Origin of the sequence: Embleya australiensis (genome assembly GCF_051903075.1) — a bacterium.
In the GTDB taxonomy this organism is placed as follows: domain Bacteria; phylum Actinomycetota; class Actinomycetes; order Streptomycetales; family Streptomycetaceae; genus Embleya.
On the sequence record NZ_CP182423.1, the window covers coordinates 419109 to 431710 of the forward strand.

The window sequence follows — 12602 nt, forward strand, 5'->3', positions numbered from 1 at the left end:
GGGCCCCGGGAGTCCGGCTCAGGAGGCCGGAGCGACTGCCGGGGCCTGGCGGCCGGCCGCGGAATCGACCGCCGAGACGGCCTCGGCGTGCCAGGACTCGATCAGCCGACGCACGTCCTCGGGCTGCGAGTTCGGCGTCGCGGGGGTGCGCCCGGGCGTTCGGCTCAGGCGTGGCGCGGGCGACGGGTGCAGGACACCCGCGACGGTGCGATAGATCCGGCGGTGGGCGTTGTGGGGATCCTCGGCCGCCTCGTCGAACGTGAGCACGGGCGTGACACAGGCGTCGGTGCCGGCGTAGACCCCGGCCCATTCCGCCCGGGTTCTGGCCGCGATCGACGCGGCGATGAGTTCGCGCAGCCGCGGCCAGCCGCTTCGGTCGTCCTGGTCCGGCCAGTCGCCGACGTCCACGCCCAGGCGCGAGATGAACTCCCGGTAGAAGTCCGGCTCCAGCGCCCCCACCGCGAGGTAGCCGCCGTCCTTGCACCGGTAGGTGTCGTAGAACGGTGCCCCGGAATCGAGGTGGTTCGTCCCCGGCACGTCGTCGTAGAGCCCGGCGGCCCGAAGCCCCTGGAGCTTCGCGGTCAGCAGCGCCACGCCGTCGATCATCGCGGCGTCCAGAACCTGCCCGCGGCCCGACGTCCGCGCCTCCAGGACGGCGCAGACGATGCCGAAGGCGGCCAGGGTTCCGCCGCCCGCGTAGTCGCCGAGCAGGTTGATCGGCGGGCGGGGGGCTTCACCGAACCGGGCCATGGCGTGCAGGGCCCCGGACTGCGCCACGTAGTTGATGTCGTGTCCGGCCGTCCTCGACAGCGGTCCGCTCTGCCCGTATCCGGTGAGTCGGGCGTACACGACGGCGGGGTTGCGCCGGAGGACGATCTCCGGGGCGAGGCCGCAACGTTCGGCCACGCCCGGTCGGTAGCCCTCGACGAAGACCTCGGCGGCCTCGACGAGGCGCAGCACCGACTCCACGCCGTCGGGGGTCTTCAGATCCAGGACGACGGTGTGCACGCCCCGGTTGGCCAGGTCGTGTTCCTCCCGCAGACCGTCGGTCTGACTCAGGGCGCGGGCGGACCGGTTGGCCGGCCGGATCACCCGGACGACGTGGGCGCCCATGTCCGCGAGAAGCATGCACGCGAACGGCACCGGTCCCATGCCGGCGAGGGCGACCACCCGAACACCCGCCAGGGGGCCGCTCATGCGGCACCACCGGCAACCGCCTCGTCCCGCTTGTCCGCGCCGAAACCGTCGGCCGCCGTGCGGACCACCACCTCACGCATGTATTCCTCACGTTCTTGTCGATCGCCTGCGCGTCTCGGAAATCCCCGCGCGTCCGGCGCGGACCGCGGAGTACGTGCTCCGGTGTTCCGCGCCGAACGTTCACCTCTCCCGATCGGACCGCCGAAGGTCACTCCCCCGGCGAGACCCGGTCAGTAGGACCTGGGGAGGTTGAGCGCCTTGGCGGAGATGTAGTTGAGCACCATCTCCTGGGAGAACGGCGCGATCGGCAGCAGGCGTGCTTCCCGCCACAGCCGCTCGATGTGGTACTCCCTCGCGTACGCGAAGCCCCCGTGGGTCTGCATCGCCCGATCGCACGCCTGGAAGCCGGCCTCGGCGCCGAGGAACTTCGCGGCGGCGGCCTCCTTTCCGCAACCCTCTCGGGCGTCGAAGAGCCGGGCGGCGTTCATGCAGACGAGTTCGGCCGCCTCCAGGCGTATCCACGAGTCGGCCAGCGGGTGGGCGACGGCCTGGTTCTTGCCGATAGGGCGGTCGAACACGACCCGCTCGTTGGCGTACGTACTCGCCAGGCCGAGCGCGGCGCGGCCCAGCCCGACGCCCTCCATGCCGACCACGATGCGCTCGGGGTTGAGGCCGTCGATGAGGTAGCGGAAGCCCTGGCCGACCTCGCCGACCACCTCGTCGTCCGCGACCTCGAGGTTGTCGATGAACAGTTCGTTGGAGTCGATCGCGGCGCGGCCGAGCTTGTCGATCTCGCGCACGGTGATCCGTGAGCGGTCGAGGTCGGTGAAGAAGAGGGTCATGCCGTCGAGCGGCTTGCTGTCGTCGCGCGGCGAGGTGCGGGCGAGGAGCAGGATCTTGTGCGCGTTCTGCGCGTTGGTGATCCAGACCTTCTGGCCGTTGACCACCCAGCCGCCGTCGATCCTGTCGGCCTTCGTCCGGATCCGGGAGGTGTCCACGCCGGCCGTGGGCTCGGTGATGCCGAACGCCATGAGCATCTCGCCGGTGGCGAGCTTGGGCAGGTACCGGCGCTTCATCTCCTCGGAGCCGTAGCGCAGGATCGGGGCCGGCGGGAAGACATAGAAGTGGATGGCCGAACCACCGCTCATACCGGCCCCGGACTCGGCGATCTCCGTCATCATCAGGGCCGACTCGGCGAGGCCGAGCCCCAGGCCGCCGTACTCCTCCGGGATCATCGCACCGAGCCAGCCGCCGTCGGCGAACGCCCGGACGAACTCCCAGGGGTACTCGTGCTTCTTGTCCTTCTCGCGCCAGTACCCCAGGTCGAAGCGGCGGGCCAGCTCACGCACCGATTTGCGGATCAGCTCCAGGTCGCCGGGCTCGGTCACGGCCATCACTTCTCTCCTTCGTGAACAGGGATGTCTTCCAGGGGGGTCAGGGGATCGAGCGAGGACATGTCGCCCGGCGAACCCCCCAGGTATCGGGCGCGGATGGCGCGGCGCATGATCTTGCCGTTCTTGGTCTTCGGCAACGTCGCCACGACATGCAGCGTCGGGGCGAAGGAGCGGCCGACGTTGTGGACCGCCGTGGCGGCGAGGGCCACGTGGTCGAGGTCGGGGTCCTTGGGCACGACGAAGGCCACCACCCGCTGACCGCGCTGTGGGTCGGGGACTCCGATGACGGCGGCCTCGACGATCCGGCGGTCCTTGAGGAGGGACGTTTCGATCTCGGCCGGGCCCACCCGGCGGCCGGACACCTTGATGACGTCGTCGGATCGGCCGTGGATACGCCAGGTGCCGTCGTCGTCCACGGCGGCGAGGTCGCCGTGGACCCAGACGCCGTCCCAGCGGTTCCAGTACGTCGCCAGGTAGCGCTCGCGGTCCCGCCAGAAGGCGTGGGTCATGCCCGGGAAGGTGTTGAGTACCGCGAGTTCGCCGATCTCGCCCACGACGGGCCTGCCGTCCTGGTCGAGGACGGCGACGTCGATGCCGGGCAGCGGACCGTTGAACGACGCCGGGTCCATGGGCTGGAACGGGTAGCTGTTGAGCAGTCCGCCGCCGACCTCGGTGCCGCCGCTGTAGTTGACGATCGGGCGCCGGCTCTCGCCGACGGTCTCGAACAACCACCGCCAGGTCGGCTCGTCCCATGCCTCGCCGGTGGAGACGAACGAACGGAGGCTGCCGAGGTCGCCGAACGTGGCGTCGCCGGCGGCCATGACGGCGCGGATGGCGGTGGGCGCGACACCCTGCACGGTGACGCCGTTGCGCTCGACGATCTGCCAAAGCCGGTTGGGCGTGGGGTGGTTGGGCACGCCTTCGGTGAAGACGACGGTGGCGCCCAGTTGCAGTCCGCCCATGATCAGGAGTGGGCCGACCAGCCAGCCCATGTCGCTGATCCAGGCGATGACGTCGTCGCTGTGCACGTCGAACCCGTAACCGAAGTCCGAGGCGGCCTTGACGGCCAGGCCCGCGTGCGAGTGCACGATGCCCTTGGGAGCGCCGGTGGTGCCCGAGGTGTAGACGATGACCAGCGGGTCGTTGGGGTCGGTGGCGACCGTGTCGACCGGGGCCGGGTCGGGTTCGAGTTCGTCCCAGTAGCGGTCGCGGCCCTCCCGCATGGGGACGTCGTCGGCGAGGTGGCGAACCACCACGGTGTGGCGGACGGAGGGCGCGGATTCCAGCGCCTCGTCGGCGGTCCGCTTCAGCGGGACCCGTTTGCCGCGCCGGGTGGTCCCGTCGGCGGTGACCAGAACGACCGCCTCCGAGCCGCGAAGCCGGGTGGCGAGTGCCTCGGCGCCGAAGCCGGTGAAGGCCGGAACCGAGACGGCTCCGATCATCGCGCAGGCCAGGAAGGCCACCGTGGCCTCGGGGACGACCGGCAGGAAGAGCACGACCCGGTCGCCGCGCGTGACGCCGAGGCCGGTGAGGTTGGCCGCGAAACGTCGTACGTCGGCGTCCAGTTGCGCGTAGGTCAGGGTGCGCCGCCGGCCGTCGTCGCCCTCGTAGACCACGGCGGTCTTCTCGGCGAGCACCCCGACCGCGTGCCGGTGGGCACACACCTGTGCGGCGTTGAGGACGCCTCCGGTGAACCAGCGCGGGAACGGTTTGCCATCGCTGTCGTCCAGCACCCGCTCGAACGGCTTCGTGAAGGTGATGTCGAGGTCTTCGACGGCGGCCCGCCAAAACCACTCGGGGTCCTCGACGGATGCCCGATGCAGGTCCGCCTGTGTCTCGTAACCCCAGCGCCGCATGGCCCGCAGCAGGCGACTGCGCTCGCGTTCGGCCGCGCCGGGCACCCACACCGGATTCTTCGACGAACCGAACAGACTCGTGGTGCGCATACCGACTCCTCTCGGTGAGCCGCGTCCTCAGGAGGCGGTCGTCGCCTCGGCCGCGGGCCGCTTGAGCATCAGGCCGACGCGGGTCGCGTCGCAGACGATCTCGTCGCGCTGGTTGACGCCGAAGTGGCGGAAGGTGACGATGCCGGAGTCCGTGCGGCTCTTGGACTCACGCTTGTCGACGATCTCGGTACGCACGTGGATCGTGTCGCCGTGGAAGACGGGCTTGGGGAACTTGATCTCCTGGAAGCCGAGGTTGCCCAGCGTGGTGCCCTGGGTGGTCTCCGGGACGGAAATGCCCGAGACGAGTCCCAGGATGAAGAGGCTGTTCACGAGGCGTTGGCCGTGGATGCTCTGCTTGCTGTACTCCGCGTCCAAGTGCAACGGAGCCAGGTTCAGCGTCAGGGTGCTGAAGAGGACGTTGTCCGTCTCGGTGACCGTTCGGCGGTTGACGTGCTCGATGACGGCACCGGGTTCGAACTCCTCGAAGTAGAGGCCGGCCATGGGAGGTCCTTTCGCTGTGTGCACCTGGTGACGCGAAGATACGGAATATATTATGCATAAGCAAGCGCTGCCGCAGTTCAGGAGCACTCGGCGATCCCAGGAAAAGACGGCGCAACCCACGGCAACCCGACGACGCGGAGCGGGTTCGACAGCGCGGACGGCGGCCCCTCTGCCGATGGAGGTGGCGGGCCACGTTCGCGAGTCGATCATTCGGGGGCGCGGTACGGCGGACCCGCGCCGGCTCGCCCTCCATCCCCAGCTGAGCATATATTTTATTTTGCGCTCGTTCATACGTTCATGTCGACTGACCGGACTGACACACGGAGCGGTGGTAGGCGGATGCGACCGGAAATCGAGTTGCCAGGGGCCCGCTCGCAGCCGGGCGACGGGACCGACGAGGGGCCGACGGGGCCCGCCGGCCCGCTCGTCCGTGCCGCGCGTCCCGTCCTCGAACAGGTGGGACGCGAGTTGGACGGCGCCCCCGCGCTTCTTTTGCTCGGCGACACGTCGGCATCCGTCGTCGACATCCGTTTCGTGGACCGGGCCGTTCGCCGGGAGATGACGGATCTGGGGATCACGGTGGGGACGCGGGCCGACGAGGAGAACCTGGGGATCAACGCCCTGGGCACTCCCGTCGTGACCGGGCGCGGAGTGCTCGTGCGGGGGCACGAGCACTCGGTGTCCGCGTTCAGTCCGTTCGTCTGTTACGGGCACCCCGTCGTGCATCCGGTGACGCGGCGGCTCGAAGGTGTCTTCAGCATCAGTTGCCGCACCCGGGACGAGCATCCCCTGCTCCGGCCCCTGGCGCGACGCGTGGTCCGAGACATCGAAGACCGGCTCCGGATCGACGCCGACCACGCGCAACAAGGACTCTTCGCGGCCTTCCAGACGGCCGCGCGCCGTCGGGGCCACGCGGTCGTGGTGATCGGACAGGGACTCGTGCTCTCCACCCCGTCCGCCCTGGACCTGCTCCACCCGACGGATCAGACGATCATCCGCGCCTGGTCGGAGACCCTGCGATCGGTGGACGAGGCGACCTTGTGGCTGACCCTGGTCTCCGGCCGGACGGTCCGGCTGGACTGCGCCCGGCTCAAGGAAGGCGACGGGGTACGGATCCACATCGTCCCCGAGCAGGACGCCCCTCGCCGCCGCGCCGGCCGCGCACCCGGGGCGGCCCGGCCCCTGCTGATCGTCGGCGAATCCGGCACCGGGCGTACCACGGAGGCCCGACGGGCCGCGGGCCCCGACGCGACGATGCTCGACGCGGCGGATGTCGACCGACTGGGCGAGCAGGCTTGGGTGGGGGAGGCGAAAACGCTGCTGGATTCGGACGGCCCGGCGGTCGTCGTGGAGAACCTTGACCACCTGTCCGAACATCTGGTGACGCTGTTGGCCCGTTTCCTGCGCGGCACGCGGCGCGACGTCGTGCTCACCACCTTGCCCGGCGAGCACCTGGAAACGACGCATGCGCCCCTCGTGTCGGTGTACGCCGCCCGGCGGGACCTGGTGCCGCTCCGGCAGCGCCGGCATGACATCGCCCCGCTCGCGCAGCGCATGCTCGCCGACATCGCGGGGCCCGGCCGGATCCGGCTCACCTCCGACACCGCACGCATCCTGGCCGAACAACCGTGGCCCGGAAATCTCACCGAACTGCGCGGCGTCGTCCGGAGCCTCGCCGACGTCCGTTCGGCCGGCGACATCATCCCTTCGGATCTGCCGTCCTCGCATTGCCGCACCCCACCACCGACCTCGCCGTTCCGTCAGGCAGAGCGCGAGATCATCCTGGCCGCGATCAAGGCCGCGGGCGGAAACAAGCTCCGAGCGGCACGTGCCCTCGGAGTCAGCCGTTCCACGCTGTACAACAAGATGCGGGCGCTGCACATCCACTGATCCGCCGTCGGCCCCTCACCCATGGGTCGATCCGTACCGGCCGGGCTCGGCTGCGGTGGCTTCCTATATGATGTGCCGACAGGATGCGTCATCGAGAACCAACCAGTACAGGCGAACGGGGCACCCATGGCGCGCGGCGATTCCAAGCGGCAGCAACTCTCGGAAGAGGTCGCGAGCTACGTCCGTGAGCTGATCATCTCCGGTGAGGTACGGCCGGGCGAGTTCCTGCGCATGGAGCCCATCGCCGAGGCCGTCGGCGTCAGCAACACGCCGGTCCGCGAAGGACTGGTCGCGCTGAGCAGCGAGGGTTTCATCGAGTTGGTCCCCCGCCGCGGCTTCATCGTCTCCCCGTTCTCCCAGCAGGACGTGCGCGACCTGTTCTGGGTCCAGGCCCAGCTCGGCGGCGAGTTGGCGGCCCGGGCGGCCAAGGACATCACCGCCGAGCAGCTCGACGAACTCGAGGCCATCGTCAAGAAGCAGGAGGCGGCGGCCGAGGCCGGCGACGAGGAAGGCATGGTCGAACACGGCCACGCCTTCCACCGTCAAATCAATCTCGCCGCCGATTCCCACCGCCTCAGCCTGTTGCTCCGCTCCGTCGTCCGGCACCTGCCGAACCGCTTCTACGTCTCCATCGAAGGCCGGGTGGCGGCCACCCGCGAGGAGCACCCGCTCATCCTCGAAGCGCTCCGCAGGCGCAGCGCGCGCATGGCCCGGTCCCTGATGGAACAGCACATCCTGGAGAGCGCCGACCACCTCGTCGAGATGCTGGAGGCCCGCGGGCTCTGGAGGGACGAAGCCTCGTCCTGATCGAGCCGGCACGGCCACGGGTCGGCGGGTCGACGGGTCAGCTGATGTGCAGCACCCGCATCCGGTTGTAGAGGGTGGATCGGCTCACGCTCAACGCGCGGGCCGCTTGGAGCTTGTTCCCGCCGGCCGCCTCGATGGCGGCGACGATGACCTCGCGCTCCGCCTGACGGAACGGCGACACGGGCGCGGGCGCGTTGCGGTGCGAGGCCGGCAGGTCCGAGGGGAGGATGTCGCCCTCCCTGCGCGTGCCCGCGACGGTCGCGACCACGCGTCGCAGTTCGGCGAGGTTGCCATGCCACGGTTGCGTCGCGAGCACCCGCAGGCTTTCGGTGGTGAACCGGAGCGGGCAAGGTCCGCCGAGTTCGGCCAGCATGTGCTCCGCGATCCGGGGCACCTCGTGCGGTCTGCGGCGCAGCGGGACGAGGTCACGGCGCGCGTTGCACAGCGCCACCAGCGAAGCGTGGGCCCCGTCCAGATGTTCGCCGGGTGTCGACGTCAGCGCCGTCCGGCGCCGGGTGTGGCGCAGGCGGGTGACGAGCAGCGCCGTCAGCGGCTCGGACAGGAGTTGGATGTTCTCGATGATCAGTGGCGGCCCTTCGAGCGCCAGCAGTTCCGTCATCCGGGTGGTCCAGGCATGCCCTCCCTGGCGCAGAACGTCCGTGGCGTCCAGGGTGCATCTGTTTCGTCCGACGGCCCGCTGCGCCTCGGTGGTGCGTCCGCTGCCCGGCTCGCCCACGACGAGCAGCGGCCAGTGGGGCGTCGGTTCGCCGCCGTCCGCGCGCGGGCCTTCGTCCTCGTCCGGGAGGATGTCGACCAGCACCCCGTCGCAGCCGTCGATCGGCGCACATCGCAGCGTGACCGTACGGCCGGAGAGCAGGGGCAGCCGGTGTGTCGCCGCGTTCTTCCCTCGCGTGCGGTCCGCACATGCCTGCACTGCGGCGTGGTCGGCGGGTTGGAGCAGGGCGAGGGCCGGCGCGTCGGCGAGGACCAGGCCGTGCCCGACCACCAGCACCCGACGCCGGGGATCGCGTGACGCCTCCTGGAACGCCCCGAGCAGCCGCTGCTGTTGACGGGTGGAATCGAGCAGGAGGCGCTCCTGGATGTCGCGGACCATCCGCCGGACGAAGGTCGGGACCAGCGAGTATTCGTGGTCCTGGATACCGCCGAGGTCGAGGACGCCTTCGAGCCTGCGGGTGATCGGGTGCACGACGGGATGGCCATGGCAGCCGAACCCGCGGAACGCCTCCAGGAAGTGGTCCTCCTTGTGGACCGTGAGCGGCTGCCGGACCTCCAGCGGGGTGCCGACCGCGTTGGTGCCCACCCGTTCCTCGCCGAGGTCCACCCCGACCACGAGACCGGCGTCGTCGAGCGCGCTTCGCGTCGACCCGTCCTCGCAGTGGATGGACAGCAGACGGGCCTCGCAGTCGGCGAGGACGAGGATCAGCGAGGTGCCGGCCAACTCCGCCCGCGCCTGTTCGAGGACCGGGCCGGCCGCGCGGGCCAGGCCGCCCGCCTTGACCACCGCGCCCTGCACGAGCCGCGGTGCGTCGTCCTCGCGCAGACCGTGCAACCGCGACCTCGCCCACGAGGACTCGATGTCGGGGTTGGTCCGTCGGTCGTGAAGCTTCTGGGGAGTGGCGTACACGCGGGCCTCCTTTGGTCCGTTCCCCGTTGCCCGTGCCCCGACGGCGGCGGGCCCGGCCCTGCCGCCCTCGGGTCGGCTCATTGGACCCGGCGCGCCCCTCGTTGGGAAGGCCCGGCGCCGGAAGTGTCCAAGAATCCGTACACATTCGAGCACGGTCCCGGCCGTGGACCGGGACGGCATCTCGCACTACCGGATGTACATCAACGGTGCGTGGGTGGACACGCACGATCGATACGAGGTGATCAACCCCGCCACCGAAGAGGTGGTGGGTGATCGGGGCACTCGGCGCGCGCATGGAGGAGTTGGCCGAGATCGGGGCCCGCGAGTGCGGCTTCCCGCTGCGTCTCTCGCAGGCCATCTGCGTCGGTTTCCCGCTCGCGCACCTGCGGCACTACGCGGACCTGACCCGTTCGTACGCCTGGGAGCGTCCGGGCCCGGTCACCGGCGCGGTGCTGAGCACCCAACTCGTGCGCCGGGAGCCGATCGGGGTTTGTGTGGGTATCGCGCCATGGAACTTTCCGCTGGTCATCGCGGTGTGGAAGGCGATACCGGCGCTCGCCGCCGGGAACAGTGTGGTGCTCAAGGTCGACGAGAAGACGCCCATCGCGGCGCTGGAGTTGGCCGCGATCCTGCGTGACGCCGGGCTCCCGGCTGGTGCGTTCAACGTGATCACCTGACGCTTCGGGGGCGACAGCCCCGCTTTCGACCGACATCCGGCGAGCCGGCCCGTTGTCCCCGTCCTTCGACGGAGATCGGGTCGGCTCGCCGGCATGCCGTACACCGGCGGGAGATCCCGATCACACCGTCGCCGACTCGGCGACTTCGACGCCGCGTACCTCTTGCCTGCTGGTACATATTGCGGAGGGGCGGTAATGAACGCCCTTGAAACGGCTCTGTTCCCCCGTCGTTGCGTGACGGGGGAACGGAGCCATTCATGAAGCGGTCGAATATCGCGGATACCGATCAGGGTCGCGGAATTCGACCTCGGTGATCACCGGCGGACGGTGGTGACCGTCGTCAGCCGAGGTTGAGCACTGTCGAGGCATTGCCCTTCGCGCCACCGTTACAGGTCACGACCTGGCCGTTGAAGACGCGGGTGGCCGAGCAGCCCTCGTCGTCGACCGCGGTGACGGTGACGGTCCGCGCGCCGGCCTGGGCGTACGTGTGGGTGACCTCGGGCGTCGTCGTGGTGGCGGTCGTACCGTCGCCGAAGCTCCACTCGTAGCGGACGACCGAGCCATCGGAGTCGGTCGAGCCGGCGGCGGAGAAGACGCCCGTCAGGTCGTGGCTGTAGAGGGTGCGGATCGTCGCCGTCGGCCCCTGGTTGGGGGTCATCACACTGGACGGACCGTCGGCGAAGAACACGCCGGAGTCGGCCGCCGGGTACGAGGTTCGGGCCAGGCTGCCGTCCACCGGGTCGACCGCGTAGCTGTGCACCTTCGCGCTCGGGCTCAGTGCCAGGACGTCGACGAGGAACAGGCGCCTCGCGTCCGGGCTGAGCACGACCCGGCCGGGCATGGTGTTGGCCGGTCCGGCATAGGGGGAGCCGGTCAGCGGGACGAGTTCGCCGTCGTCGCCGATCGAGAAGCCGGAGACCTTGTTGCTGCCCGCCTCGGGGAAGTAGAGCCGCTTCGAGTCCGGGGTGACGGCCGCGCCGTGCGGCAGATTGCCGGTCGTGTACGGGGATCCGGGGGTCGGCGTCAGCGAGCCGTCGGCGGCGATCGTGTAGCCGGAGATACTGGCGCTCTGCTCGTTGGTCACGTACAGGAACCGGCCGTCGGGGGTGATGTTCGGCAGCGCGGGGCCGGTGCCCGTGGCGAGCGGCTCGCCGATCTGGACGGGGCTGCCGTCGGCCTCGATCCGAAAGCCCGTCACGGTGTTGGAGGAGAAGCTGGTCGCGAACACGAAGCGACCGTCCGGAGAGACGGTCGGCTGGCTGAGGTAGCTCGTGCCGGGGATCGTGGCCGGGCGGCCGACCTGGGTCAGCGCACCGTTCCGGGCGACCGCGATGGTGCGCACGGTGCCGCTGCTCTGGCCACCGACCGTCGCGAACAGGCGCGAACCATCGGGGGAGAACGCCAGGCCCACGACGGCCGCGTCGTATTGGGCGACGGCCCCGGGGATGGCGGTCATCACACCGTCGGCGCCGATCGAGTAGCCCTTGACGGACTTCTTCGACAGGCTGGCGACGTACGCCTTCTTGCCGTCGGGCGATACCACGACCGCGAAACCCGCGTCCGCGGCGAGCGGGGCACCCGGCACCTTGGACAGCGCGCCGTCACGGGCGACACCGAACGCGGCGACCTGGCCGCCGCCGGTGCTGCCGACGAGCAGGAACCGGCCCGGCGCACCGGAGGCCGACGACGTCGTCGCGCCGGTCGCGGTCGGCGCGCCGACCGCAACCGGGGCCAGCAGGCCGGTGGCCGCCAGCGCGGCCACCGCCGATGCGGCGATCCCGGCCCGGGACCGACGACGGGACCCCGTCCCGCGCCCCGGGCTTTTGCCAACGGCATTCTTGAAAGGGCTCACAGCTGATTCCACCTCAGGGGGGGAGTTGTGTCGCCGAGTCGTTTCGGCGGCTGCACACATTAAGAAAGGTTCACGGACGCTGCGGAAGACACCTCGACGAACCTGTGCAAAAGGTTGGACACCAAAGGGGAACGAACCACCTGTCCCCGACAACGACATGGGGACGCATCCACCGGGAACGGCGGGCTGTGCCCTCGGCGGTGGTGCGGGACGCACGCTCACCACCGCGCGAGCCGTGACCGAAGTCGCCCACCCCACCGGAAAGCACGACCCGCCCGGCTCGGCAATCCCCGATCGATGGGTCATCCTCCGCCCGGAGTCCGGCGGCGATCGGCTGACGTTCGCCGGCGACGCCGTGTTCCGGATCGGGTTCGACAAACCCCACTGGCACAACGGCTTCGACCACGACCCGAGGAGGCGGCCCGCGTCCGGCTCCGTCCCCTGACGGAGCCGGCGGCGAACGGTGGTCAACTGCCGACCACACACCTGCCGTTCCCGTCTGCGCGCCTGCACGCACGTCCGGCAGGACACCGCCCGGGTCGTTTGCGGCCCGCCCGACGGCTCTGCGGCATCCGCAGCCCACCCCGCGATGTCGCGAACACGGCCGCCGTCCCCACAGGAACGTCCAGGCCCTCGAAGCCGACATCCGAGCCTGGGTCAAGGACTGGAACGAGAATCCCAAACCGTTCACCT

10 protein-coding genes are annotated in these 12602 nt (G+C 70.2%); 4 read left to right on the forward strand and 6 right to left on the reverse strand.

What is annotated here, in order from left to right; genetic code table 11:
- Positions 1–18 precede the first annotated feature (18 nt).
- From ACMXN5_RS32215 to ACMXN5_RS32230, 4 genes are all read right to left on the reverse strand, one after another.
- The gene (locus tag ACMXN5_RS32215; RefSeq protein WP_439678424.1) at positions 19–1197 is read right to left on the reverse strand and encodes a CaiB/BaiF CoA transferase family protein; all 1179 of its coding nucleotides are present in this window, start codon (positions 1195–1197) and stop codon (positions 19–21) included.
- Between the two features lie 230 nt (positions 1198–1427).
- Entirely contained in the window at positions 1428–2591 is a 1164-nt protein-coding gene (locus ACMXN5_RS32220) for an acyl-CoA dehydrogenase family protein (protein ID WP_439678425.1), read from the reverse strand.
- A complete protein-coding gene (locus ACMXN5_RS32225; protein WP_439678426.1) occupies positions 2591–4537 on the reverse strand; it encodes an AMP-binding protein in 1947 nt (648 codons plus the stop codon). Before ACMXN5_RS32225 ends, ACMXN5_RS32220 begins: the two co-directional genes overlap by 1 nt.
- A 27-nt stretch (positions 4538–4564) precedes the next feature.
- Positions 4565–5038: a MaoC family dehydratase gene (locus ACMXN5_RS32230; protein ID WP_439678427.1), complete on the reverse strand. Its 474-nt coding sequence runs from the start codon at positions 5036–5038 to the stop codon at positions 4565–4567.
- A 339-nt stretch (positions 5039–5377) separates the two neighbouring features.
- Between ACMXN5_RS32230 and ACMXN5_RS32235 the strand changes: the two genes are divergently transcribed.
- Together ACMXN5_RS32235 and ACMXN5_RS32240 are read left to right on the forward strand one after the other, a co-directional pair.
- Positions 5378–6928: a sigma-54-dependent Fis family transcriptional regulator gene (locus ACMXN5_RS32235; protein ID WP_439678428.1), complete on the forward strand. Its 1551-nt coding sequence runs from the start codon at positions 5378–5380 to the stop codon at positions 6926–6928.
- Positions 6929–7054: 126 nt separating this feature from the next.
- Complete coding sequence (locus ACMXN5_RS32240) at positions 7055–7735, forward strand: GntR family transcriptional regulator (RefSeq protein WP_439678429.1); 681 nt, start codon at positions 7055–7057, stop codon at positions 7733–7735.
- A gap of 37 nt (positions 7736–7772) precedes the next feature.
- On the opposite strand, the gene ACMXN5_RS32245 is transcribed toward ACMXN5_RS32240, so the two are convergent.
- On the reverse strand, positions 7773–9380 hold the full coding sequence (locus tag ACMXN5_RS32245) for a helix-turn-helix domain-containing protein (protein ID WP_439678430.1): 1608 nt from the start codon (positions 9378–9380) through the stop codon (positions 7773–7775).
- A 269-nt stretch (positions 9381–9649) separates the two neighbouring features.
- Between ACMXN5_RS32245 and ACMXN5_RS32250 the strand changes: the two genes are divergently transcribed.
- Entirely contained in the window at positions 9650–10057 is a 408-nt protein-coding gene (locus tag ACMXN5_RS32250; protein ID WP_439678431.1) for an aldehyde dehydrogenase family protein, read from the forward strand.
- A gap of 340 nt (positions 10058–10397) precedes the next feature.
- Here the strand turns inward: ACMXN5_RS32250 and ACMXN5_RS32255 are convergent, their stop codons facing one another.
- Entirely contained in the window at positions 10398–11819 is a 1422-nt protein-coding gene (locus ACMXN5_RS32255; RefSeq protein ID WP_439678432.1) for a beta-propeller fold lactonase family protein, read from the reverse strand.
- Between the two features lie 325 nt (positions 11820–12144).
- On the opposite strand from ACMXN5_RS32255, the gene ACMXN5_RS32260 reads away from it, so the two are divergent.
- Positions 12145–12354 carry a hypothetical protein gene (locus ACMXN5_RS32260; RefSeq protein WP_439678433.1) on the forward strand — a complete coding sequence of 70 codons (210 nt, stop codon included), beginning with the start codon at positions 12145–12147 and terminating at the stop codon, positions 12352–12354.
- Positions 12355–12602: the final 248 nt, after the last annotated feature.